This window comes from Capnocytophaga gingivalis, assembly GCF_002302415.1.
Taxonomy (GTDB): domain Bacteria; phylum Bacteroidota; class Bacteroidia; order Flavobacteriales; family Flavobacteriaceae; genus Capnocytophaga; species Capnocytophaga gingivalis.
Genome location: NZ_CP022386.1, coordinates 2157597 through 2182150, shown reverse-complemented (window position 1 = coordinate 2182150; position 24554 = coordinate 2157597). Strand labels below are relative to the sequence as shown.

20 protein-coding genes, 2 tRNA genes and 3 rRNA genes are annotated in these 24554 nt (G+C 41.2%); 12 read left to right on the top strand and 13 right to left on the bottom strand.

Annotation, left to right across the window (positions count from 1 at the left end; genetic code table 11):
* Positions 1–116 precede the first annotated feature (116 nt).
* Both CGC50_RS10370 and CGC50_RS10365 read left to right on the top strand, forming a co-directional pair.
* Positions 117–533 carry a PaaI family thioesterase gene (locus CGC50_RS10370; RefSeq protein WP_002666210.1) on the top strand — a complete coding sequence of 139 codons (417 nt, stop codon included), beginning with the start codon at positions 117–119 and terminating at the stop codon, positions 531–533.
* Positions 530–1585 carry a chorismate-binding protein gene (locus CGC50_RS10365; protein WP_095910766.1) on the top strand — a complete coding sequence of 352 codons (1056 nt, stop codon included), beginning with the start codon at positions 530–532 and terminating at the stop codon, positions 1583–1585. Before CGC50_RS10370 ends, CGC50_RS10365 begins: the two co-directional genes overlap by 4 nt.
* A gap of 1 nt (position 1586) precedes the next feature.
* On the opposite strand, the gene CGC50_RS10360 is transcribed toward CGC50_RS10365, so the two are convergent.
* The 11 genes from CGC50_RS10360 to CGC50_RS10310 form a co-directional block, all read right to left on the bottom strand.
* The gene (locus tag CGC50_RS10360; protein ID WP_095910765.1) at positions 1587–2516 is read right to left on the bottom strand and encodes a hypothetical protein; all 930 of its coding nucleotides are present in this window, start codon (positions 2514–2516) and stop codon (positions 1587–1589) included.
* A 183-nt stretch (positions 2517–2699) separates the two neighbouring features.
* Complete coding sequence (locus CGC50_RS10355; RefSeq protein WP_095910764.1) at positions 2700–3662, bottom strand: hypothetical protein; 963 nt, start codon at positions 3660–3662, stop codon at positions 2700–2702.
* A gap of 158 nt (positions 3663–3820) precedes the next feature.
* Positions 3821–3929: ribosomal RNA gene (gene rrf / locus CGC50_RS10350) — 5S ribosomal RNA — on the bottom strand.
* A gap of 115 nt (positions 3930–4044) precedes the next feature.
* Positions 4045–6876 (bottom strand): 23S ribosomal RNA (locus tag CGC50_RS10345).
* Positions 6877–7058: 182 nt separating this feature from the next.
* Positions 7059–7132, bottom strand: a tRNA-Ala gene (locus tag CGC50_RS10340).
* Positions 7133–7256: 124 nt separating this feature from the next.
* Positions 7257–7330: transfer RNA gene (locus CGC50_RS10335), tRNA-Ile, on the bottom strand.
* Between the two features lie 74 nt (positions 7331–7404).
* Positions 7405–8918, bottom strand: a 16S ribosomal RNA gene (locus CGC50_RS10330).
* The 16S, 23S and 5S rRNA genes sit together here with 2 tRNA genes alongside, the layout of an rRNA operon.
* 406 nt (positions 8919–9324) lie before the next feature.
* The gene (locus tag CGC50_RS10325; RefSeq protein ID WP_095910763.1) at positions 9325–9942 is read right to left on the bottom strand and encodes a ribonuclease H1 domain-containing protein; all 618 of its coding nucleotides are present in this window, start codon (positions 9940–9942) and stop codon (positions 9325–9327) included.
* A 2-nt stretch (positions 9943–9944) separates the two neighbouring features.
* Positions 9945–10607 (bottom strand): TrmH family RNA methyltransferase, encoded by a 663-nt coding sequence (locus CGC50_RS10320; protein ID WP_198541605.1) that lies wholly within the window; start codon positions 10605–10607, stop codon positions 9945–9947.
* 24 nt (positions 10608–10631) lie between these two features.
* Positions 10632–11792, bottom strand: a complete 1161-nt coding sequence (locus tag CGC50_RS10315; protein ID WP_095910762.1) for a heparan-alpha-glucosaminide N-acetyltransferase domain-containing protein — start codon at positions 11790–11792, stop codon at positions 10632–10634.
* 1 nt (position 11793) lies between these two features.
* A complete protein-coding gene (locus CGC50_RS10310; RefSeq protein WP_095910761.1) occupies positions 11794–12432 on the bottom strand; it encodes an MBL fold metallo-hydrolase in 639 nt (212 codons plus the stop codon).
* A gap of 123 nt (positions 12433–12555) precedes the next feature.
* Between CGC50_RS10310 and CGC50_RS10305 the strand changes: the two genes are divergently transcribed.
* The 3 genes from CGC50_RS10305 to lpxK all read left to right on the top strand — a co-directional run bounded on the left by CGC50_RS10305 (position 12556) and on the right by lpxK (position 16778).
* Entirely contained in the window at positions 12556–13560 is a 1005-nt protein-coding gene (locus CGC50_RS10305; protein ID WP_095910760.1) for a BtrH N-terminal domain-containing protein, read from the top strand.
* A gap of 169 nt (positions 13561–13729) precedes the next feature.
* Positions 13730–15754 carry a recombinase gene (locus CGC50_RS10300; protein WP_095910759.1) on the top strand — a complete coding sequence of 675 codons (2025 nt, stop codon included), beginning with the start codon at positions 13730–13732 and terminating at the stop codon, positions 15752–15754.
* Positions 15755–15815: 61 nt separating this feature from the next.
* Positions 15816–16778, top strand: coding sequence for a tetraacyldisaccharide 4'-kinase (lpxK, locus tag CGC50_RS10295; protein WP_095910758.1), 963 nt, complete (start codon positions 15816–15818; stop codon positions 16776–16778).
* A gap of 223 nt (positions 16779–17001) precedes the next feature.
* Here lpxK and CGC50_RS10290 read toward each other — a convergent pair whose 3' ends face one another.
* Together CGC50_RS10290 and CGC50_RS10285 are read right to left on the bottom strand one after the other, a co-directional pair.
* Positions 17002–18246 (bottom strand): ABC transporter permease, encoded by a 1245-nt coding sequence (locus CGC50_RS10290; protein ID WP_095910757.1) that lies wholly within the window; start codon positions 18244–18246, stop codon positions 17002–17004.
* A gap of 156 nt (positions 18247–18402) precedes the next feature.
* Entirely contained in the window at positions 18403–19647 is a 1245-nt protein-coding gene (locus CGC50_RS10285) for an ABC transporter permease (RefSeq protein WP_095911351.1), read from the bottom strand.
* 234 nt (positions 19648–19881) lie between these two features.
* Here CGC50_RS10285 and CGC50_RS10280 point away from each other — a divergent pair, with 234 nt between their 5' ends.
* The 7 genes from CGC50_RS10280 to CGC50_RS10250 are packed head-to-tail and all read left to right on the top strand — an operon-like array spanning position 19882 to position 24537.
* Positions 19882–20865, top strand: coding sequence for an HlyD family secretion protein (locus CGC50_RS10280; RefSeq protein ID WP_095910756.1), 984 nt, complete (start codon positions 19882–19884; stop codon positions 20863–20865).
* A gap of 30 nt (positions 20866–20895) precedes the next feature.
* Positions 20896–21279 carry a VOC family protein gene (locus CGC50_RS10275; protein ID WP_095910755.1) on the top strand — a complete coding sequence of 128 codons (384 nt, stop codon included), beginning with the start codon at positions 20896–20898 and terminating at the stop codon, positions 21277–21279.
* 33 nt (positions 21280–21312) lie between these two features.
* Positions 21313–21774, top strand: coding sequence for a GNAT family N-acetyltransferase (locus tag CGC50_RS10270; RefSeq protein ID WP_095910754.1), 462 nt, complete (start codon positions 21313–21315; stop codon positions 21772–21774).
* Positions 21775–21791: 17 nt separating this feature from the next.
* Complete coding sequence (locus CGC50_RS10265) at positions 21792–22619, top strand: hypothetical protein (RefSeq protein WP_095910753.1); 828 nt, start codon at positions 21792–21794, stop codon at positions 22617–22619.
* Between the two features lie 26 nt (positions 22620–22645).
* Positions 22646–23140, top strand: a complete 495-nt coding sequence (locus tag CGC50_RS10260) for a hypothetical protein (protein ID WP_095910752.1) — start codon at positions 22646–22648, stop codon at positions 23138–23140.
* A gap of 13 nt (positions 23141–23153) precedes the next feature.
* On the top strand, positions 23154–23870 hold the full coding sequence (locus tag CGC50_RS10255; RefSeq protein ID WP_095911350.1) for an SMI1/KNR4 family protein: 717 nt from the start codon (positions 23154–23156) through the stop codon (positions 23868–23870).
* On the top strand, positions 23863–24537 hold the full coding sequence (locus CGC50_RS10250) for a hypothetical protein (RefSeq protein ID WP_095910751.1): 675 nt from the start codon (positions 23863–23865) through the stop codon (positions 24535–24537). Before CGC50_RS10255 ends, CGC50_RS10250 begins: the two co-directional genes overlap by 8 nt.
* The last annotated feature ends 17 nt before the right edge of the window (positions 24538–24554 follow it).

Sequence of the window (24554 nt, the reverse complement as noted above, 5' to 3'; positions counted from 1 at the left end):
GATAATTTATAGTTGCCATTACCTTACAACTCACTGCAAAAGGGGAAACATTCCTCGAAGATGAGTGTTAGTTATTTGTGATTATTTTCGTATTTTTGCACTAAATTTCAGCGACTATGCAAGAAGACTTATTAGAACAAGCCAATGCCATTGGGAAAAATACCTTACTGGAGAACTTTGAGATTTCCTTCATTGAAGTAGGTAAGGATTACCTTATTGCGCAGATGCCTGTTACTGAGAAAAATTGCCAGATCAATGGTATCCTACACGGCGGTGCCTCTGCAGCCTTAGCCGAAACGGTGGGGAGTATGGCCTCGGTACTCTTGGCCAATCCGGACAAACAATTGGTCTTAGGTACCGATATCACAATGAATCACATCCGCCCTGCAGCTCTGGGGAAAACAGTTTTTGCCAAGGCTACCCTAATCCATAAGGGAAGTACCCTACAACATTGGGATATCAAAATCACTGATGAAGATAACAAGCTCATTTCCTACGGCAAGCACACAACTATAATTGTAAAGAAAAGATGATACTTTCTCCTGAAGATTTCTTACAAAAAGCTAAAGAAGTAGCTACTGAAGACCTGCCTTTTGTACTTTTCAAATATCCCAACGATAGCCAGCTCCATCTTATCTACCAAAACGACACTTTTGTACATACCATAGAGGATTTTTCAGAAAAAGGATTTGTCATACACCCTTTCGTGGGGATAGAGTCTTTTATACTAAGACAAGACAATCTTTTTTCCACTGCTTTTGTCGGTGAAGAAAAAAAAGATATTGTCCCCTCTCCTATCCTCTTCCCTTCAGCAAGAGCGGAGTATCAGGCATTATTTGGAAAAGCCCTAAAGGCTATTGACAAAGGAGAATTGACAAAGGTGGTCCTCTCCCGAAGAATTGCCTACACCGGAGTTCAAAAACCACTTCTCTCCTATTTCCAAGACCTTGTACAGGCTTACCCCTCAGCTTTTTGCTATGCTTTTTCTCATCCTAAAATAGGCAAATGGGTAGCGGCAACCCCTGAGACATTGGTCAAAATAGAAGATAACCAGCTTCGCACTATGTCCTTGGCGGGTACCAAACCCTTTGTCGAAGGAGAAAAACCTTTATGGACGGAAAAGGAATACCGAGAACAACAAGTAGTCACCGATACAATTATCAAGGTGCTATCCCCTTATACCAACGATTTATCCACTGGAAAAATCCACGAAGTACGCGCCGGCAAGCTCTGGCATCTCTGTACAGAAATCACTGCTAAAATCCCTTCTAATACACCTATCCAAGAAATTGTCCAACGCCTACACCCTACCCCTGCCGTATGTGGCTTCCCTACGGAAAAGGCGCGTGAGTTTCTTTTAGAAAATGAAGGATACCCAAGGGAGTTCTATGCGGGATATTGTGGCCTTGTGAATTTCAAACATAAAAATTCCTTAGACCTATTTGTCAATCTCAGATGCGCCCAGCTCTCAGACAAAGAGGTATTTGTATATGTAGGAGGTGGGATAAATAGTGGCTCGCAAGAGGAAAGCGAATGGCAGGAAACCGAAAATAAAGCACAAACGATACTGCGTATCTTACAATAAGCTAACGAGAAGATTTGGGCAATCGCACAAACTGAGAGACAAATTCGGGCAAACCTGTATCAGCAAGTCGCTCATTATAATCATAATAGCTAATCACACAAGCAATCGCCTGACCTCTGACCTCTGTGGCTATATAATAGACAATGAGTTTATAATCCTTATGATGACTCTTTAGGATAGGATGTTGATAGTGTTCGTTATAGATAATTTCTGTAGCTCGTGTTTCCTTCCCTTCGAAGAGGAGAGTGATATCCCGCTCCATCAGAAGGCTCATTGTATGATTCTCTGGCGCAGGAATCATCATCGCCCATCTCTTCTGTAAGGCAATAGCCTGCTGTGCCTCGGCTAAGGTAGGGTGCAAGCTCCAATTCATTTCCCCTTTGGTAGGGCAGCGCACGATATTGACTCCAGTCCAATAGCATTCGTCCATCAGTGGTACTTTTCTTCCAAGAAAATCAAAGGAACGCCCTCCCATATAGTTTTCTTTAGGCACTTTCCTATCCAATACGAGCTGGAGCATCTCCGTATCAATCTCTTCGGAGGGTGCCTCGGAGACTGAACTAATCGTAGCGATCAGTGATACATCTTTCCCATCCATTTTCATTCCAAGAAAGTAAATCATTGTATTTTGCCAATGATTTTCTCCATTCTTTTGATAATAAGTAAGGTAATAATGAGGTATTTTTAGCTTAGGATTCTGCTTGGGAATAGTATCTGAGAAGTGATTTTTCTTAGCAAAATCCACCATATTCTGCTTCGTTGTAAGCGTATCAAAAGTTTCTTCAAAGCCCTGTAACTTCAGCTCATACTTGCCCATAGCATAGGCAGGATCTCCCTCCATAGGATTATAGTACAAACGCTTTTGTGCATCCTTGGTTTGTGCTGCTAAAGAGAGCGATAGCAAAAATAAAAGGTAAAAATAGGTTTTCATAGAGATAATTTATTGGAAATAATTTAAAAAGAGAATACCCTATTATTTTTATAATACTATAATGAAGAAATAGATTATCCGCCTACAAAGATACTTAAAAAAGAATTAAAAACCAAATTCTCTCACTCTTTCATAAAACTTAACACTGATAAAAACACTGCAAGGAAATACACAACAAGAATATTACCTCACTAAGGAAGGCTGTTTATATACCCAATTATGAGCATTAGCAAATGTTATAAACTTATCGTTTTCCTTTGCGTTTTTAAACGTTATATAAGCTACTTTTAAATTAGGAAGTTCCTTTAATCTATAAAAATCTTCAGCTTTAAGTTTCTCTAAATCTGTAATCATCAGATATTTTAGTTGCTTCAATTCAAAAAGAGCTTCTATACTTTCAAGATTCTTTAAATGAACACATTCGAGATGAAATATATTTTCTTTATTTTTAAAAGAAGTAAGCCTTGTAATATGAGGCATATACCTCAATCGCACATCAGAAACCACAGGTAATAAAGCAATATTTTCTATACTAACATCTTTACAGTTCTGTAAAGAAATATATTCTATATCAGGAAATTTCTCAGCAATCAAATCACTATGGATAAACTTACTATCAACAGTAAGTTCTTTAATAGGTAAATTATTGAGTTTAGAAAAATCTATCTCTCGAGCGCTCAAGTGTTCTAGCTTTTCAAATGTATTGAGTACAGCGTATTGTTTTATAGTCAATCCAGTATATAAACTTAAAAAAGATAAGTTTTTAAACTTAGCCAAAGGCGCTAACGAAATACCCTTTTTTACATTATCATATATCGTAAATTCTTCTAAATCATTGATATGTGATAACTCTGATAAATCCTCTATAAAGCCATTGAATACAATTATTTTTAGTTTCTTTACATTAGTTAAATAACGTAATTGTTTTAAATTCTCCTGATTTATCTCTGTACTTTTATCTAAAGACAGCCAAAGTTTCTTATTGTACTTCTTTAAAAAGGAATTAATAGATGATAAAAGTTCTTCATCCCCTAATAGGTTACTAATATAGAGATGTTCAGCATTTTTTATAGCTTCCTCTAAATTAGTAGTGTTATTTAGTTCATTGATTTTCAATCTCTGATTGTAATGAATTGTATTTTGCATATTTTTGTTTGTTTTGTTTTATGTAGAGTGGGCTCCCATTCACTTGTGTAGGATATTCCATAATTAGTTACCTTTGGGGTTAGGAGGCATTGGGGAGATAGATAAGAAAATAAAATAGAAGAAAAAACCGAGCCATAAGAATAGCTCGGTTTCTGATAAGAAGGCGGCGACATACTCTCCCACAAATTGCAGTACCATCTGCGCTAAAAGGTTTAACTTCTCTGTTCGGAATGGTAAGAGGTGAGACCTTTCGCTTTAACCACCTTAGATTTTTAAAGAGTATATACTCTTAATACTTTAATTTATTGACTCTATTGGATAAGATATCAAGTATTATTTGAATCATTAATTGTTTGACACAACTAACTTAAGAAAAATTCTGTACAATAAGTCTTCGGGTGATTAGTATTACTCGGCTTTGATGTTACCACCTTTACACCTGTAACCTATCAACGTGGTCATCTCCCACGACCCTCAAAAGAAATCTCATCTTGTGGTGGGTTTCGTACTTATATGCTTTCAGCACTTATCCCTTCCTAACATAGCTACTGAGCTGTACCCTTAGGCAGAATAACTCATACACCAGCGGTTAGTCCAACTCGGTCCTCTCGTACTAGAGTCAGCTCCACGCAAATTTCTAACGCCCACAGTAGATAGAGACCGAACTGTCTCACGACGTTCTGAACCCAGCTCGCGTGCCACTTTAATGGGCGAACAGCCCAACCCTTGGAACCTTCTCCAGCCCCAGGATGTGACGAGCCGACATCGAGGTGCCAAACCCCCCCGTCGATGTGAGCTCTTGGGGGAGATCAGCCTGTTATCCCCGGCGTACCTTTTATCCTTTGAGCGATGGCCCTTCCATACGGAACCACCGGATCACTATGCTCTACTTTCGTACCTGATCGACTTGTAGGTCTCTCAGTCAAGCTCCCTTTTGCCATTGCACTCTACGCACGGTTACCAAGCGTGCTGAGGGAACCTTTAGAAGCCTCCGTTACTCTTTTGGAGGCGACCACCCCAGTCAAACTACCCTCCACGAATTGTCCTCTCCCTACAGGAGAGTTAGGCCTCAGATAAGCAAAGGGTGGTATTTCAACAACGACTCCTGAAGCACCGGAATGCCCCATTCATAGTCTCCCACCTATCCTACGCATCACTTATCCAAGGTCAATACGAAGATGTAGTAAAGGTGCACAGGGTCTCTTCGTCCCACTGCGGGTAATCGGCATCTTCACCGATACTACAATTTCACCGAGCTCATGGCCGAGACAGTGTCCAAATCGTTACACCATTCGTGCAGGTCGGAACTTACCCGACAAGGAATTTCGCTACCTTAGGACCGTTATAGTTACGGCCGCCGTTTACTGGGGCTTCAATTCAGACCTTCGCTTACGCTAAGCCCTCCTCTTAACCTTCCAGCACCGGGCAGGTGTCAGACCCTATACCTCATCTTTCGATTTTGCAGAGTCCTGTGTTTTTGATAAACAGTCGCTTGGACCTTTTCACTGCGGCCTATCTTACGATAGGCGACCTTTCTCCCGAAGTTACAGGTCTATTTTGCCTAGTTCCTTAGCCATGAATCTCTCGAGCGCCTTAGAATTCTCTTCCCAATCACCTGTGTCGGTTTACGGTACGGGTAGTATCTCTCGCTTTTCTTGGAAACGTTGTCTACGCATTATCACCTCGACCGTAGCCTAAGTGTACTATCAAAGCCATAACAGCTCCTTCAACGCAACTCCGTCTGTGCGCAGCGTATATCTCATTCCGTCGCTTTTATTGAAATACTAGTACTGGAATATTAACCAGTTGTACATCCACTTCCCCTGAAAGGGTACGCGTTAGTCCCCGACTAACCCTCAGCTGATTAGCATAGCTGAGGAAACCTTGATCTTTCGGCGGGCAGGTTTCTCACCTGCCTTATCGTTACTTATGCCTACATTTTCTTTTCTATCAAGCTCCACTATGGCTCACGCCTTTAGCTTCAACGCCTATAGAATGCTCCCCTACCGGTATCTCTACCCCATAGCTTCGGTAATATGCTTATGCCCGTTTATTCTCCATGCCGAACCGCTCGACTAGTGAGCTGTTACGCACTCTTTAAATGTATGGCTGCTTCCAAGCCAACATCCTAGCTGTCCATGCAGTTCAACCGCGTTTTTTCAACTTAGCATATATTTGGGGACCTTAGCTGATGGTCCGGGTTCTTTCCCTCTCGGACTTGGACCTTAGCACCCAAGCCCTCACTGCTGTAAAACATTTAATAGCATTCGGAGTTTGTCAGGAATTGGTAGGCGGTGAAACCCCCGCATCCAATCAGTAGCTCTACCTCTATTAAACTTTATTACAACGCTGCACCTAAATGCATTTCGGGGAGTACGAGCTATTTCCCAGTTTGATTGGCCTTTCACCCCTACCCTCAGGTCATCCGAAGTCTTTTCAACGACAACCAGTTCGGTCCTCCACACTGTGTTACCAGTGCTTCAACCTGCCCAAGGGTAGATCACCAGGTTTCGCGTCTACTCCTACTGACTTAAGCGCCCTATTCAGACTCGCTTTCGCTTCGAATGCGCACCTTAAGTGCTTATCCTTGCCAGTAACAGTAACTCGTAGGCTCATTATGCAAAAGGCACGCCGTCACGGCTATCGCCGCTCCGACCGCTTGTAAGCGTATGGTTTCAGGGTCTCTTTCACTCCGTTATTCACGGTGCTTTTCACCTTTCCCTCACGGTACTAGTCCACTATCGGTCTCTCAGGAGTATTTAGCCTTACCAGATGGTCCTGGCAGTTTCAGACAGGGTTCCACGTGCCCCGCCCTACTCAGGATACTGCTATTACTTATTTATCTTACCTATACGGGACTATCACCCTCTATGGTCACACTTTTCCAAGGTGTTCTAATTCGATAAACAGCAAATGTCGCAGTCCTACAACCCCTGCATTGCCGAAACAATACAGGTTTGGGCTCCTCCCATTTCGCTCGCCACTACTCTGGGAATCACTTTTGTTTTCTTCTCCTCCGCCTACTTAGATGTTTCAGTTCAGCGGGTTTGCTCATCTTGCGATGTAGTATACCTTCAGTATACTGGGTTGCCCCATTCGGATATTTGCGGATCATTTCGTATGTGCCAATCCCCGCAACTTTTCGCAGCTTATCACGTCCTTCTTCGCCTCTGAGAGCCTAGGCATCCCCCATACGCCCTTACATAACTTATTTGTACTCGTATGTAGTAGTTTTGAGTTCTTAGTTTTTAGTCTTGAGTTATAACAACTCAAAATCTAAAACTCAAAATCCAAAACTTACCTATTAATTCTTGTATCTACTTGTTTTAATTTTTGATATCTTATCCAATATGTCAATGAACTTGTTCTAAAATGCTTCTTATGGCATTCTTTCTGTGGAGAATAAGGGATTCGAACCCTTGACCCCCTGCGTGCAAGGCAGGTGCTCTAGCCAGCTGAGCTAATTCCCCAAGTTATTTTTGAGTTTTGAGTCTTGAATTTTGAGTCCCTATATTGAGTCAGATTTTCCTAACTCAAAACTAAAAACCCAAAACTAAAAACTTCTTCAGCTTCTAGAATTTCCTTTCAGCTTTGTAGTCCCAGGCAGACTCGAACTGCCGACCTCTACATTATCAGTGTAGCGCTCTAACCAGCTGAGCTATGAGACTGCTTATCTTTTATATTTCTTAATAACACAACACAGATCTAAACTAAGCTGACCCTCAACTAGTCATTTCTCTAGAAAGGAGGTGTTCCAGCCACACCTTCCGGTACGGCTACCTTGTTACGACTTAGCCCCAGTCACTGGTTTTACCCTAGGCAGCTCCTTGCGGTGACCGACTTCAGGTACTCCCAGCTTCCATGGCTTGACGGGCGGTGTGTACAAGGCCCGGGAACGTATTCACCGGATCATGGCTGATATCCGATTACTAGCGATTCCAGCTTCACGGAGTCGAGTTGCAGACTCCGATCCGAACTGTGACCGTCTTTATAGATTCGCTCCTGCTCGCGCAGTGGCTGCTCTCTGTAACGACCATTGTAGCACGTGTGTAGCCCAAGATGTAAGGGCCGTGATGATTTGACGTCATCCCCACCTTCCTCACGGTTTACACCGGCAGTCTTGCTAGAGTCCCCAACTTTACTTGCTGGTAACTAACAATAGGGGTTGCGCTCGTTATAGGACTTAACCTGACACCTCACGGCACGAGCTGACGACAACCATGCAGCACCTTGAAAACTGTCCGAAGAAGGGCGTATCTCTACACCTGTCAGTCTCCATTTAAACCTTGGTAAGGTTCCTCGCGTATCATCGAATTAAACCACATGCTCCACCGCTTGTGCGGGCCCCCGTCAATTCCTTTGAGTTTCACACTTGCGTGCGTACTCCCCAGGTGGGATACTTATCACTTTCGCTTAGCCACTCAGCTTGCGCCAAACAGCTAGTATCCATCGTTTACAGCGTGGACTACCAGGGTATCTAATCCTGTTCGCTCCCCACGCTTTCGTCTCTCAGCGTCAATTGTCTGTTAGTCCCCTGCCTTCGCAATCGGTGTTCTGTGTAATATCTAAGCATTTCACCGCTACACTACACATTCCAAGAACTTCACAGATATTCAAGACTACCAGTATCAAAGGCAATTTCTCAGTTAAGCTGAAACCTTTCACCCCTGACTTAATAGCCCGCCTACAGACCCTTTAAACCCAATGATTCCGAATAACGCTCGCATCCTCCGTATTACCGCGGCTGCTGGCACGGAGTTAGCCGATGCTTATTCATATGGTACCGTCATCAACGTACACGTACGCCTTATTCTTCCCATATAAAAGCAGTTTACAACCCATAAGGCATTCTTCCTGCACGCGGCATGGCTGGTTCAGTCTTCCGACCATTGACCAATATTCCTCACTGCTGCCTCCCGTAGGAGTCTGGTCCCTGTCTCAGTACCAGTGTGGGGGATCTCCCTCTCAGGACCCCTACCTATCGTAGCCTTGGGGTGCCGTTACCACTCCAACTAGCTAATAGGACGCATGCCCATCTTTCACCACCTCAGTTTTAATTATCAAATGATGCCATCCAATAATATTATGGGGTATTAATCCAAATTTCTTCGGGCTATCCCCCTGTGAAAGGTAGGTTGCATACGCGTTACGCACCCGTGCGCCGGTTTCTGCCCCCGAAAGGGCTTCTCCCTCGACTTGCATGTGTTAGGCCTGCCGCTAGCGTTCATCCTGAGCCAGGATCAAACTCTTCATCGTTAAATCTTTAAATCTCTTTTGACTCGTATAAAGCCCGCTTAGTCTAAATCTTTCTGTGCTGTATTATCAATATTTCTTAATGAACTTCTCGCTCTTTTGGCGGGTGCAAAGGTATAACCTTTTTTCCTTTCTACCAAATATTTTTTAAAATATTTTTTTCAGCTTCATTTATCACCCTCATCTTTTTTGCGGGTGCAAAGGTACAACCTTTTTTCCATTCCACCAAATCTTTTTTAAAAAAATTTTTTCGTCTTTTCAATGAGCTACGCTCCCTTATCGAAAGCGGGTGCAAAAGTACAACAAGTTTTTTAATTGACAAAATAATTTGTCATATTTTTTTTGAATATTTTATAAGTGGTTAATTATTAGCATTTTAATTACGCTCTAATCTTCGAAAAAATAACTTCTATCGTTGTTTGTTTCCGTAATCAGCGGGGATCTCTCCCCAGATTTTTGTTTCCCATTTGAGAATAGGAGCGGTATAGGTATGGGTATGTAGCCATTTTTCGGCACGTTCTATCAGCGAAAAAACCTTTTTATTAGCCTGAGAAGGGGGGAGTTTGGTCTTACATTTTTTTTGTTTGACCCATGAAATCGCTATTTTACTATCAGAATAAATAGTGCGCGGCTCTCCTGTTTGCTCCATGAGTGCCAAGGCATGTACTATAGCCAAGAACTCACCTATATTATTAGTAGCTTGCATAAAAGGACCTTGAGAGAAGATAATTTCCCCAGTCGAGAGGTCTACCCCGCGGTAGTGCATAGTCCCAGGATTACCACTACAAGCAGCATCTACAGCTATACTATTGGTATCATAATCTGCTGAAAGAGGAACAGTTGTAGTTGCTTTCTTTCCCCAATAAAGGCGATAGTCCTCTCTAAAAGCTTTCTCTGCTTGTTCCTTAGTTGGGAACGACTTATACTTAGCTGTAGGATATCCTGAAGTGTACTTTTTGCACTCTTCCCATGAGGAAAACACTCCCACCTCATACCCTTCCCATATAACATAGTACTTTTTTGCCATGCTTATTGTAAAGATTCATAACGAGATAAGACATCCGTGAGACTACGTATGGAGTTTTTTGTCCATTGTAAGCGCAGTAGCAATTCCTCCTGAGGGGAGAGCTGCCAAGGAATAGAAGAAGCTCGTAGCTTGGCTGTGACATACTGTAGGATAATGGCTACACTCACAGATATATTGAGACTTTCGGTAAAGCCCACCATAGGAATTGTCAAGCACTCATCAGCTTGGGAGATAACCTCTTGAGAGAGGCCATCGCGCTCAGTACCAAAGAAAAAGGCACTCTTTGGGGTAATATCAAACTCCTGCAGAGGAGTAGCCCCGGGTGCAGGTACGGTGGCAACAATCCTATATCCCTGACCTCGAAGAGCTTCTATACAGGGCTGGGTATGAGGGTAACGTATAGTAGTCACCCATTTTTCAGCCCCCATGGCTATCTTTGAATCCAAGCGTTTTCCGTATTTTTCTTCTATAATATGTGCAGTCTGCACTCCAAAAACTTCGCAAGTACGCACTACCGCACTGGTATTGTGTACTTGGAAGAGATCTTCTATGGCTACGGTAAAGTGCTCTGTACGCTGGGAAAGGATTTGTGTAAATCGCTCCTTGCGTTCCTGAGTGATAAACTCTTCTAAATAAGCGAGCAAATGTGCTTCTTTACTAATCATAATTTCTGTTTTTCGATACTCTCTTTAGGAGAAGAAACGCTTTATTGTATTTTTTATACTATCAAAACCACGACCTATCCCCTGCCCTATCTTCGCCTTGATCCCATCAATTTTTTGGTCAATAATAGCTTCCTTATTCAGATAAGCAAAGGTAACCAGAAGAGTCCCTACCACAAACAACACTGCTCCAATGACCGCCTCATAAGGGTTGAGCTTATCGTGAAAAAAGCGGTATAGCCCCAATCCTGTGAAACTCCCATAAAGTATGATATAGTGTACTACATATATGGTAAGGGTATTCTGCCCTATTTTTTGTAATAATGTGGAAGTAATTACCTTCCTCAAGAGCATAAATAGTGCAAAGAACAACAATACATTGCCTATACGCTTGATCAGGTAATCCCCTCCCGCTATGAGTTCTAAAGTATAGTAATGGGTCTCTTTCCCTATCTCTCCTGCCCAATAGGGAAAAGTAAGAAAGAAAATCCCTAAAACGATATACAATAATATTGCATTGCGGTATAGGTGTGGATGTTCTCTGTACTTGTAGAACATATATCCCATAAATCCTCCCAAGGAAGCATAGCCAAACCAAGGAAAAAGAGTAAACACCGAGCCATTGACTTTGGTAAAATAGTTGGCTAAGAAAATAGGCAAATACTCATAAGTCAGGTGGCTATAGATGGGTTCAAAGAAAAACAATACAAAGGTAATCATCAGAAGGAATACCGGCAGTAGGTAGTGGCTTTTTCTCTTGTAAGAAGCCAGATAGAAGGCTATAAGAAAGAGCAAAGAGAATCCTATACAATGAAGTACATCTACCTTGCGGACATTCATATCGGTCATATCCGAAAAAAGGTTGAAAATATTTGCCCTAAGCAAGTAAGCGATGAACACCAAGGAAATTCCCCTTCGCACTCCCTTCTGTACGCGTACATGATTCCACCCCATTTTCTCTGGATTCTGCTCCCTGATGAGCAAGTAGGTGAAGATAAAGCCAGACACAGTGAAGAACACGGGCGCTGTCATCCCTCTGATATAGAGCCATGTAGAGAAAATTAGATTATTTTCATCGCGATATTCGGGTGCCAATAAGCCATCTATAAAATGCCCTTCGAGCATCATACAGATCGCAAAAGCACGTATAATATCTATAAAAATTAATCTTGAGGTAGTTGGTTTCATTTTACTGTAAAAAAGGATTGTGCTGTTTTTCTTCTCCTATGGAAGTAGGCAGTCCATGTCCGGAATATACTTTTGTCTGTTCAGGTAGGGTAAGTAATTGGGAACGAATGCTACTGAGTAGCTGCTCTGTATTTCCCTTATATAGGTCGGTACGCCCTATACTTCTTCTAAAAAGAGCATCCCCTGAGATGATAAACGCCTCTCTCTCCACATAAAAGGCAACACTCCCTGGAGAATGTCCTGGCACAAAGCGTAGGGTAATGGGAGTATCATCTATATATAATATGGTATCGGTATCTATCTCCACTATTTGCCCATCAAACTCAGGAAAGGTAAAGCCAAAAAGACGTGCATCCGAAGGATTTCTCTCCAAGACTTCCTTTTCATAAGGATGCAAATGCACTGGCAGGGCATAGGTATCACAAGCCCATTGCAAGCCAAAAACATGGTCTATATGAGCATGCGTAAGGAGAATCTTCTCTATCGTGAGCCCCTTCTCTGCAATGAATGTTTTGAGCTGTTGCTCCTCGCTATGAGTGCTGCAACCTGGGTCTATCAGAAAGGCATTGCCCTTATCTGAGTAAAGAATATAAGTATTTTCCGAAAAAGGATTGAATGTAAATTGTTGTAATGTAAGCATTTTAATATCTCAGATTATATCCGTGAATGGGCGTGCAAAGATACTACATTTTAGAAATACTTGCAAAATCTTATTCTTTAAAAAAATTTTTGTAATTTTGCCGCTGATTAGTTTTTGAATAAGATGCAATTAGAATTTGAACATACCCAATCGGCACATTGTGAAAATGGGGTAGCTTCTAATTTACTAAAATACAACGGTTTATCCCTTAGTGAGCCTATGGTTTTTGGGATTGGTTCCGGTCTTTTGTTTTTTTATTTCCCATGGATAAAGGTCAATCAAGCGCCAGCTATAAGCTATCGTACCATGCCTGGGCATATTTTCTCAAAAGTAGCTAAGCGATTGGGATTCAAGGTTTCTCGAAAGAAATTTTCTTCTGAGAAAGAAGCCCAACAGGTATTAGACCAGACCCTTTCCAAGGGGATTCCCGTAGGGTTACAGGTGGGGGTCTACCATCTTCCTTATTTCCCTGAACAATATCGTTTTCACTTCAATGCACACAACCTTGTAGTGTATGGCAAGCAGGGGGATTCATACCTTATCAGCGACCCTGTGATGGAGTTCACCACAGAGCTAAGTGCAACAGAGCTTGAGCGAGTACGCTTTGCCAAAGGCGCTTTGGCTCCTAAGGGGCATATCTATTATCCTACTCATTTGCCTAAGTCATTTTCTTTGGAAAAGGCAATTTGCAAAGGAATCAAAAATACTTGTGACTGGATGCTTTCTCCTGTACCTATCATTGGGTATCGAGCGATAATACGTGTAAGTCGCGATATACTGAAGTGGCAGAAGAAATTGGGGAATAAAATCACCAACCACTACTTGGCCAACATGCTTCGCATGCAGGAGGAAATAGGTACTGGAGGAGGGGGCTTCCGCTTTATCTATGGGGCTTTTCTACAAGAAGCTGCCGAGGTATTACAAGAGGACAGGCTCAAGACGCTTTCTCAAGAGATTACGGAGATAGGCGATCGCTGGCGTGATTTTGCCGTAGCGGTAGCTCGTCTGTACAAGGATCGCAATAGCACCCCCAATGCTTATGAGGCACTTTCCAAAACCTTGTATGACATTGCTCAATCTGAGAAAAACTTCTTTAAAAAACTGAAAGCAGTAATCAGTGAGCGGTGATCCGTAAACTGTAAGCAGTGATCCTCTTTATGGAGGCTGTCCGAAAAAATATTGTTTTCAGTGGGCAAATCACCTCTTACAATGATTAATGATTAATGATCAATGACTATAATTCTTTTAACTCTATATTCCTAAATAACTCATAACTTATAACTCATAACTTATAAAGATGCCTAACAAATTAAAAAAATTCCATAGTGTCCAAGAAGTGTTTGACTTTCATATAAAAGAAGACATACTTTTAGGACATACCAACCTATACCTACTATATGATATCGTTCGCTACTTTCGTCCGAAAAAAGCGAGCTACAAAATCTCTCTGTTGGAGCTTATCGGCTATTTGCAAGAGCATCCTACACATTGTCAGTTGTTTTCTACCTATATCAAGGAGTTACTTTCAAATCGTCGTTTTGGGCGTATGATCTCGGAGGTGGGTATCCTACAGGATTCCAGCTTTTTCTATGAGGTAAAAAAGCGCCTTTCAGAAAAGATACTGCCCTACCAACCAGAGAAGGATACCTTGCAGTATGTACTTAACCAAGTATTCTACCTTTCCTCTGACTATAAGTGGCTTGAGAAGATAGAACACCATGAGTATAGAACACTCTTTGGATTATTAGAGTTTGACAACATTTTCACCTGCGAGGGGGCTCCCTCCTATGGGCTTAACCAGCTCTGTGATGCCATTGGGCTAATTACCCAGCGCATGAGTGGACGCACTATGGAGTCGGATATTATCCGTATGGTACCCCAATATGGCTACTTGGAGAGTCCCTTTCTGAGTTTCGAGAGAGAGTTCGAGACTGTGCGCGAGGGTATCCTACGCGGAGAATCCCTTACCGAAGAGAACCTTAACTACAAACAGCTAATGGTACTCTTCCAACAGTGTGAGGATTTTGTACAACAAGCCTATAAGAATTCGTCCAAGTATGGTATCACTATGCGTGTAAACCAAGGGCTCTTGCGTATCAACCAGCAGCTGACACGTGTAAAAACCCTTTTGAACTTATTGGTACTCCACCCCGAGAAAGACAAGATAGACAACACTATCTGTATAGCACTAAAACTCATAGAGTACAACTGTTATAAGAACAACCTACGTTCTTTTATCCGAGAGAGTACCCAAACAGTCACTTATGAGATTACCCAGTTCAATGCCTCTACTGGTGAGAAATATATCACCGACACACCCCGAGAATACTTCAAAATGCTCAAGGCCAGCCTTGGTGCAGGATTTATTGTAGGCTTTCTGTGTATATTCAAGGCTCTCTTACATGAGGTACATGCGAGTGCTTTTGGGCATGCTTTTCTCTATAGTATGAACTATGCCTTTGGGTTTATCCTAATCTACCTCACTGGTTCTGCCTTGGCCACTAAACAGCCTTCGATGACGGCTACTACCGTTGCCCGTATGGTAGAAGAAGGAATGAAGAAACAAGGAAAGGAAAGTGAGAAACACAACGAATTCGCTGAGTTCTTTGCTCGCCTATGGCGCTCACAGTTTATTGCCTTTGTAGGGAATGTGATTATGGCTTTTGGGGTAGCTCTGCTGCTTGTATGGGGTATCGAGGCCGCTTGGGGACAGAATATCGTTTCCCATAGCTGGGAAAAGTTCCTCTCGGATGCCTCCCCCATACACTCCAAACTGATATTCCATGCTGCTATTGCGGGAGTATTCCTTTTCATTTCGGGAATCATTGCTGGAGATGTCTCCAATAAGCAGAAATACAACCAATTCGCCTATCGTATCATGGAACACCCTCTCCTCAAGCGTACCTTAGGGGTAAAGCGTACCCGACGATTGGCTCATTGGCTCGATCATAAGCGCCCTGGAATTCTTTCCAATTTTTGGTTCGGTGTATTCATGGGAAGTACTGCTTCTATAGGGTCTTTCTTCGATCTTGATTTAGATATACGCCACATTACTTTTGTCAGTGGGAATATAGCTATGGGGCTCTATGGAGCTGCCTTCCACTTAGTATGGAGTATGTGGGTGTGGATCTTTGTCGGACTGGTTTTGGTTGGTTTTATCAATTTTATTGTAAGTTTCGGACTTTCCTTGTGGATTGCCTTTCGCTCCAGAAATATCCCTTCTTCGGAGGTTTTCGCCCTTATCAAGGCCGTATGGAGACATTTTAAGAAGGCACCTTTTAGCTTTGTCCTCCCCTCTCATAGAGTGAAGAACGAAAAATAAAGTAGGAGGTAAGGTAGGTTACTGGAACCTAAAACTCAAAATTAAAAACTCAAAACTAACCATGCGTTTTCTATTACTACCCTTTGCGATTCTTTATGGTTTAGGAGTACGCTTACGGCACTTTCTCTATGATAGAGGTTGGCTTTCGTCCAAGCGCTACCCCTTCCCTATTCTATGTGTAGGCAATTTGGCTGTAGGGGGTACTGGCAAGACCCCTATGGTAGAATATCTTGTACGCCTACTGGGGCAAGAGCAAGTGGCGATTCTCAGCCGTGGGTATCGCCGTAAGACAAGAGGATTTGTCCTTGCCGATGACTCAGCTACAGCGATGACTCTGGGCGATGAGCCCTATCAGTACCATCGTAAGTTCCCTCGAGCTACCGTCGCCGTATGTGAGAGCCGGCAGGAAGGAATAGAGCGGTTGCTTGAGAATCCTCACTTTAAGTATATTATCTTGGACGATGCCTTCCAGCACCGCAAAGTACAAGCAGGGACAAACCTACTGCTGACCTCCTATGACAAGCTCTACACACAGGATTTTCTCCTTCCTGTAGGTTCGCTTCGGGATATTCGCAGCCGTGCCCGCAAAGCACAAATCATTATTGTGACCAAGTGTCCTGAACTTACTCAGACAGAGCAAGAAAAAATTATTCAACAACTCAAGCCCCTCCCTTCACAGAAGGTATACTTTACCTCTATTGCCTATAGCGATAGGGTGTATAGTCATGAGGATAGCCAAGCATTGAAGGATTTTATTACCACTCCTTTTACTTTGGTAACAGGTATCGCCAACCCTACTCCTCTGGTGGATTTTTTAGAAAAACAAGGGGCTTCCTTTGAGCACTTAGCCTATAGCGACCACCACCATTTTTCAAACAGAGAATTGGAATTCCTACGCCAGAAGGGGCGTATTCTCACCACTGAAAAAGATTATGTTCGCTTAGAAGGGGCTCTCTCCACACTCTATTACCTCCCTATAGAAACACAGTTTCTTAATGATCAACGATTAATTTTCAATGATTAATGATCCTCATGTCTACTATGGTAGAGCTTGCAGCTCGCGTTAGTGAAAAGAATTGCATCATGTGTTGAGAAGGGCGAAATACTTCATGTGTTAGTGGATGAATTGTTCTCGCTTTTTGGTGAGCAATTTGCGTGACATGTTGGAAGGACGATTTGCAAATCGCCCCTACAGGTGTGCCACAACACCGATATTAAGTATTCGCTGGCTACATTCTTCACCCCTCTTATCCTCTATTTTCATAACGCATAGCGGCTACAGGTTCTATTTTGGAGGCTTTTCGGGCAGGGAAGGTACCAGCAAAGATACCTGAAAGCACCATGATAAATACAGCTAAGGAGGCAATACCCATATCTATTTCTGTAGTTTTGAGCAAGCCTAAACCACCTGTAGCAGTAAGAAACATATTGACAAGTTTCAGCACCCCTATCCCTAAGAACATCCCCATCAGTCCTGAAGCTAACGTGATAATTAGGGCTTCCAAAAGTACCTGAATAATAATATGGCGAGGAGTCGCTCCTATGGCCATACGCAAGCCAAACTCATTAGTACGTTCCTTGACTACAATAAAAAGAATATTGGTCACACTCACAATACCACTGATAAGGAAACATAGTCCCACTATCCAAATAAAAACACTGATACCGGTAAAAATACTATTAACATTAGATATTTCTTCCTCGAAAGCGCGTACATAGACCGCATTAGGATCATTTTCATCAAAACGCAGGGTACGTGCCAAGTAATTGGTTATTTTTTTCTTAAAATCGGAAATGGAGATTTGTGCATCATCCCTTAAGTAGAGAGCAAAAGTAGAAATATCGGGAGCATCTTGAATATTGCAAGTAAAACTCGGAAAAGGCACAAATATGTCTGATTCAACTCTTTGACTCATCATATCATCATTTTTCATCACCCCTATCACACGGTAATACACTCCCCCCACATTGATAAGTTTGTCCAAAGGATTGTCATTAAGAAAAAGCTTAGTGGCCACCTTCTTTCCTATAATTGTTACATTACGTACTTTTTTGTCATCCATAAGGTTGAAAGGACGGCTTCCCTCTATCATTCTGAAGTTAGAGAACATCCAATAATCATGTGTAATTCCTGTTACAGAGGTATAGTAGTTCCTCTTTCCAAAAATAACATTTTTAGAAACAGATGTTCTTGGTGAAAGTCCCTCTATTTCGGGAAATCTCCGCTTGATATCTTCCAAGAGGTATTTGTTGAAGAAAATTCGCCTACCTTCTTGCATATTCTTATATTTCATAGAGGTTTCTCCACCCCAAACAAATATTGATTTGGAGGCAAAGCTTTTAAGCTGATTTTGCACCCCATATTCTACTCCCTTCCCTACTCCTAAGAGCAGTACCAAGATGAAAATACCCCACATAATCCCAAAGCCAGACATAAAGCTACGGACTTTATTCTGCCGTATAGAGTGAATAATTTCTCGTAATGTTTCCACGATATTGTAGTTATTAGGATATTGTAGTTATTAGTTTGGTTTATCCTTTTCTTGCGCCAAACTCAATATTATTTGATAAGGCAAAGTCACTATTTTTTGAGAAAATATCCAAATAAAAATAAGATTTCCCCCCTTTCACCTATTCTTCACTCCTTCTTATCCTCTATTTTCATAACGCATAGCGGCTACAGGTTCTATTTTAGAGGCTTTTCGGGCAGGGAAGGTACCAGCAAAAATACCTGAAAGCACCATGATAAAGACAGCTAAGTAAGCAATACCCATATCTATTTCTGTGGTTTTGAGCAAGCCCATGCCACCAGTGGCTTCCAAGAGTATATTCAAAAGCTTAAGTACTCCTACGCCTAAGAACATTCCTAAGAGCCCTGAAGCTAAGGTAATAATCAGTGCTTCTAAAAGTACCTGAGTGATGATATGGCGTGGTGTCGCCCCTATGGCCATACGCAAGCCAAACTCATTAGTACGCTCCTTGACTACAATAAAGAGGATATTAGTGACACTTACCATCCCACTGATAAGAAAACAAAGCCCTACAATCCAGATAAAAACACTAATCCCCGTAAAGATACTATTGATACTGGAGAGTTGTTCCTCCAATGCTTGTACATAGATCGCATTAGGATCGTTTTCATCAAAACGGAGAGTACGTGCCAAATAGTTGATTATTTTTTTCTTAAAATCTAAAACAGAGATCTGTGCATCATCACGCAAATAGAAGCCAAAGGAAGAAATATCGGGAGTATCTTGGATATTACGGGTAAAACTGGGATAGGGTACGAAGATTTCCGACTCTGCTTGCTGACTAATCATATCATCATTTTTCATCACTCCTATTACGCGGTAATACACTCCCCCGACATTGATAAGTTTGTCCAAAGGATTGTCATCAAGGAATAGCTTAGTGGCCACTTTCTTTCCTATAATCGCTACATTACGTGCTTTTTTGTCATCCATAAGGTTGAAAGGGCGGCTTCCCTCTATCATCTTATAACTGGAGAAAGACCAATAATCATGAGTAATTCCTGTTACAGAGGTATAGTAATTTTTCTTTCCAAAAATAGCATTTTTAGAAATAGTTGTTCGTGGAGAAAGTCCTTCTATCTCGGGGAACTTGCGCTTGATATCTTCCAAGAGGTATTTGTTGAAGAAAATTTGCCTACCCTCTTGCATGTTCTTATATTTCATAGAGGTTTCTCCACTCCAAATAAATATTGATTTGGCCGCAAACCTCTTTAGTAGATCTTGTACCCCATATTCTACCCCTTTACCTACCCCTAAGAGGAGTACCAAGATAAAAATTCCCCACATGATTCCAAAGCCTGACATGAAGCTACGGACTTTGTTTTGCTGTATAGAGTGAATGATTTCTCGTAATGTTTCCATGATATTGCAGTTATTAGTTGGTTTATTCTTTTCTTGTGTCAAACACAATATTATTTGGTAGGGCAAAGTTACCACTTTTTGAGAAAATATCCGAATAAAAGTAGGATTTTTTTCACCTCTTTGTGTCATATAATTTTTAATCTATCTTAAAAATCTTTTGTAGAAAAAGCATCCCTATGTCCCAAATCTTCACTATTTTTGCACTTTAATTAGTATTCAAATATTATTCATCTTATGAAAAAGAAAAATATCATTGGCCTTTTAGTTACTATTGCTGTATTTGCAGTAGTTCTTGTGCTCTCTATCTACTTTTTTAGCAATCGTGAACCTGTGTATTTGCAGGGGCAAGTAGAAGCCAAGCAAATCAATGTTGCCCCCAAAGTACCTGGTCGGGTAAAGGCTATCTACAAGCAGGAAGGTGACCAAGTGCACAAAGGCGATCTCCTTTTGGAACTGGAAAGCACCGAACTCGACGCCAAGCTCTCTCAAGCCGAAGCTGCTCGCTTAGCTGCACAAGCCCAATCGGACAAAGCCCAGCGTGGTGCCCGCAGCGAACAAATACAAGGAGCATACAATGTGTGGCAACAAGCCCAAGCTGCTGCCGAGCTCGCTGAAAAAACCTATCAGCGTGTAAGTAACCTATACAACGACAAGGTACTCCCTGCTCAAAAGAAAGACGAGGCTTATACCCAAATGGTCGCTCTACAAAAACAAGCCGAAGCAACCAAATCACAATACGAAATGGCTAAAAACGGAGCTCGTGTAGAGGATAAAACCGCCGCCCAAGCACTTGTAGCTCAAGCCCAAGGAGTTATCACTGAAGTGAATGCCTACAAAGACGGCGCTAAAGTCTTCGCTCCTGCCGATGCCGAGATACAGACAATTATCCCCAACGAAGGAGAAATCGTCAATGCAGGCTACCCTGTGATGAACCTCATTGACAGTAGTGACGAATGGGTAGTGTTCAACATACGCGAGGATAAAATGGCTGATTTCAAAATAGGTACTAAATTCAAAGGTATCGTACCTGCCCTTGGTAATCAGGAGATAGAGATGGAAGTAAAGCACATAGCTGTACAAGCGGATTTTGCTACTTGGACAGCTACCAAGAGTAAGGGGGATTTCGACAAGAAAACCTTTGCTATCAAAGCCTACCCTACCCAAAAAGTAAAGGATTTAAGACCTGGAATGTCGGTATTAGTTGAAGATAACAGGTAACAAGTAATAGATAATTAGCAGATTATCACTATGAAAATAGACCATATTGCTTTGTATGTAAAAGACTTAGAGGAATCTAAGTCTTTTTATGAAACTTATTTTGGAGCGAAATCAAATGAGCTATACCACAATCCTAAAACAGGTTTACACACTTATTTTCTAACCTTCGAAAGTGGTGCTCGCTTGGAAATTATGTGGCGTCCCAATCTTAGTGAACGTTTGGATAAGGTCATGAATGAAGGATTTATACATTTTGCCTTCAGTGTAGGAAGCAAAGAAGCTGTTGATGCACTTACTCAGAAAATCATAGATGAAGGCTACATATGTTTTAGTACTCCACGCACTACAGGCGATGGGTATTATGAAAGTGTGATACTTGATCCTGATGGTAATATGATAGAAATAACCATCTGATTAGATAATATTAAGAAGTAAGTTTAGCAAAAAATGAGAATTACTGAAGGATTATTGCCTGAAGATAAAGAGGCTATTATACATTGGACCAATAGTAAAGGAGCTGATTTCTTGCAACAATGGGCAGGAGATGCTTTGTCCTATCCTCTTACCATAGAAGCACTCAATGCTTTGCCTCATTGTTTTCGTATTGAGACAGAAGGTAGTTTTATAGGAATGATTCAGCAAATAAGAGTAGAAGGGAGCAACGTACATATTGGTAGATTTCTTATCAATCCTTCGCTTACAGGAAAAGGATTAGGCACCTCAGCAATGCAATTATTTATCGCAATGCTTTTTGAAGATAAAAGTGTTCATTCTATTAGCCTAAATGTATTTGATGACAACCCCATAGCTAAAGGTCTTTATACAAAACTCGGTTTTGAAGTAGTGGCTACTATTGAAAGAGAAAGGAAGAAATACAAAATGATGAAAAGCAATTTGGTAATTAACTAATTGGCAAATTTAATACTATGGACATAAAACGAGATGAATCTCATTGTTATGCTGCTGTCATCACCGAAGATGGTCAGTGGCAAAAAGGCGAAGAATACTTCTTAGAAGACTATACCGAAACCCTCATTTACAATGAGCAAGGTAAACTTGTAGAGGCTTCTTATGGCGAGGAATACCACTTCCTCTTTACCTACGACTCTCACGGTAATTGCTTGAGTTCTCACCTCTACGACCCTGAAGATGAAGAACTAACCGACTGCTGGGAGGAAAAACAATACCGCTATAATGACCTACAACAAAAGGTGGAGTGTATCACTTATGAAAATGATAAATGGAAAGAAACTACTACTTTCACTTACGATGCATATGGTAATAATATAAGTCAGCTCACTCGCACAGCCGATGCCGAATATCTCTTACAACTCCAATATGATACCCAAGGCAGGTGTATAGATCGTTGTCATACAAACATATCTACGGGAGAAATGATTCTTCACGACTCTATTGAATTTCGTAGCGATACCGAAAAAGTCGATACCAATCTTTCAGCCAATGGCAAGCCTTTTATGTTTACCATAACTCGTTTTGATGAAAAAGGCAATGTAATTTATGTTGCCCATCAGGATATAGGCGACCCCGAACCTTATTCAATAACTGAAACCACTTTCAATGAGCATAACAACGAAATTTTCGAGCGAATTAGCAACAAAGAAGGCGAAGTCTATACCCGAAAATACACCTATCGCTATGATAATCACGGCAATTGGATAGAGAAACGCATCGAATACTCCAAACGTTATACCAACCTGATTGTAGAACGAACCATTGAATACGCTAATGAATAAGAAACACCCTTTTGCTAATTATCTCTATGACCTACGACGAATTTTACAACTGTATAGAACAGCTTCCTAAAGAAGTAACCAACAGAGATTTGGAAGCCTATCTCTCAGCTTTATATAGGATTGTAACTCCACACGAAAACACACCCTTCTCCCCTACTCTTTGCCTTGAACTGCTTAAGGAGGCATTCAGTGCAAAGACTGCTACTTATGAGGAGCAGTGGACAAGCATTCACTCAATGCCCGAAGAGACTGAACATCTTTCGGCCTTTGCTTATACCCAAGCTGTTATTCTCTTTCAGATAGCTGAACTCCACCGTATGAAAGACAAAGAACTTCATAACGAAATGCGTTCCTTTGGCATCACTTCCGAAACAGGCTATGATTGGTACAATTTCAACCCTTTAGACCTCTTGGAGTGTGGCGCACGAGGCTTATGTGATTATATAGGTGAAGATGAAACCATCGCCAATGATTGGTATTTTTTAGGACATTTGTTAGATTTAGGAAGGTATTATGAATAAAAAAACATCCAATATGAACCTATTACAACAAATAGAACAGACTTATAACTTTCAGTACCCCAAGCTATATCACCAGCTTTATGAGGATGGTATGCTCAATTGGGGACAATTTGGTCCTCGTTGGCGCGAACTTGAGTACCCTAAAATCAAAGATAATCCACCATTACTTTTAGAAGGGCGTATGGATTTTGAAATTTTAGAACTCTCTGAAATATCAGAAGAAATAGAATACTTACACGGTGCCGAAAGTTTTTATAAAATTAAGCCTGAGTTCCTCTTCATCCCTTTTGGGAAGAATGGAGCAGGCGACTATTATTGTTTATTTTATAATAAAGAAAACCCTTTTTCTGAACCTAGGGTAGTACTATTTGCTCACGATTTTAACGAAGTAGAAGTTCTATCCGATAACTTTCAGAATTTTATTTTCTACGGATTGTTAGAATGTGTGTTATATATGGATGAACTCCTTGCTGATGACGATTCTTTTTATACCGAAATAGCCAATATGTTCCGCACTCATCGTCCTTATCTAAGTGAGCAGCAAGCAAAAATAGTAGAAGACATTTATAAAAGAAAAACTTTTGAATCTACTTACACCTATACATTTAAGGATAGAGAACGCACAGAAAAATATATAGGGTTGCTTTCGCGAGAAGAGTTCGACACTTTGTGTAACAAGTTTATTCCCATTCCAAAAGAAGAAAAACAATTTGAATATAGCAATGACTAAAACGAAATCTAATATAATAGAAGAAAGCAACATTTTTGAACAAATCCGTACGCTCTTTGGTTTAGAGGAAGATTGTGGTTTTACCGATGAAGAGATGCAACCTTTCTTCAAGGTGATAGAGAAAATGCCTACACTGTTATACAACTATTACACTACTTTGGGAAAACATCAAGCTCTGAATCAAACACAAGATAACTTGGTAACCCCAAAGGATAACCTTACTCTTTTCAGCGACCCGAACTATTTTGTTTTTTATACGGAAAATCAAAATTGCTGTCTGTGGGCTATCGCAAAGGAAGATTTAGAGACCGCCAATCCTAAGGTGTATATGAGTACCGACTTTACTCACCAACATTGGCAAGTAGAATGTGATACATTAGCTGATTTTTTGTTGGCAATGGCTCACTTGCAAGCTGTATTTGCGCTTCCTTATGCTTATGAAGGCTTTAAATATATCATTCCTGAGGAATTGGCAGCTATAAAAGAGCGTTTCCCCAAAAAACCTTTTGCCCTCCATCATTGGTTAGAAGGAGCCGACTTTTATGGGGATGCCACAGATAGTATTGCTATATTAGACAAAGGCAGTCAATTAATATATGCTTCTTCTTCTAAAAGTTCTTTTGAGGCGATAGATAGCTTCTTAAAAGATATAGGGGAAGATATGTGAGAAATTAACATCAAACC

Bases quoted from the DNA above. Each gene is read 5' to 3' on its own strand.
- CGC50_RS10370 (WP_002666210.1), top strand. From the start codon at position 117: ATGCAAGAAGACTTATTAGAACAAGCCAATGCCATTGGGAAAAATACC.
- CGC50_RS10365 (WP_095910766.1), top strand. From the start codon at position 530: ATGATACTTTCTCCTGAAGATTTCTTACAAAAAGCTAAAGAAGTAGCT.
- CGC50_RS10360 (WP_095910765.1), bottom strand. From the start codon at position 2,516: ATGAAAACCTATTTTTACCTTTTATTTTTGCTATCGCTCTCTTTAGCA.
- CGC50_RS10355 (WP_095910764.1), bottom strand. From the start codon at position 3,662: ATGCAAAATACAATTCATTACAATCAGAGATTGAAAATCAATGAACTA.
- CGC50_RS10325 (WP_095910763.1), bottom strand. From the start codon at position 9,942: ATGGCAAAAAAGTACTATGTTATATGGGAAGGGTATGAGGTGGGAGTG.
- CGC50_RS10320 (WP_198541605.1), bottom strand. From the start codon at position 10,607: ATGATTAGTAAAGAAGCACATTTGCTCGCTTATTTAGAAGAGTTTATC.
- CGC50_RS10315 (WP_095910762.1), bottom strand. From the start codon at position 11,792: ATGAAACCAACTACCTCAAGATTAATTTTTATAGATATTATACGTGCT.
- CGC50_RS10310 (WP_095910761.1), bottom strand. From the start codon at position 12,432: ATGCTTACATTACAACAATTTACATTCAATCCTTTTTCGGAAAATACT.
- CGC50_RS10305 (WP_095910760.1), top strand. From the start codon at position 12,556: ATGCAATTAGAATTTGAACATACCCAATCGGCACATTGTGAAAATGGG.
- CGC50_RS10300 (WP_095910759.1), top strand. From the start codon at position 13,730: ATGCCTAACAAATTAAAAAAATTCCATAGTGTCCAAGAAGTGTTTGAC.
- lpxK (WP_095910758.1), top strand. From the start codon at position 15,816: ATGCGTTTTCTATTACTACCCTTTGCGATTCTTTATGGTTTAGGAGTA.
- CGC50_RS10285 (WP_095911351.1), bottom strand. From the start codon at position 19,647: ATGGAAACATTACGAGAAATCATTCACTCTATACAGCAAAACAAAGTC.
- CGC50_RS10280 (WP_095910756.1), top strand. From the start codon at position 19,882: ATGAAAAAGAAAAATATCATTGGCCTTTTAGTTACTATTGCTGTATTT.
- CGC50_RS10275 (WP_095910755.1), top strand. From the start codon at position 20,896: ATGAAAATAGACCATATTGCTTTGTATGTAAAAGACTTAGAGGAATCT.
- CGC50_RS10270 (WP_095910754.1), top strand. From the start codon at position 21,313: ATGAGAATTACTGAAGGATTATTGCCTGAAGATAAAGAGGCTATTATA.
- CGC50_RS10265 (WP_095910753.1), top strand. From the start codon at position 21,792: ATGGACATAAAACGAGATGAATCTCATTGTTATGCTGCTGTCATCACC.
- CGC50_RS10260 (WP_095910752.1), top strand. From the start codon at position 22,646: ATGACCTACGACGAATTTTACAACTGTATAGAACAGCTTCCTAAAGAA.
- CGC50_RS10255 (WP_095911350.1), top strand. From the start codon at position 23,154: ATGAACCTATTACAACAAATAGAACAGACTTATAACTTTCAGTACCCC.
- CGC50_RS10250 (WP_095910751.1), top strand. From the start codon at position 23,863: ATGACTAAAACGAAATCTAATATAATAGAAGAAAGCAACATTTTTGAA.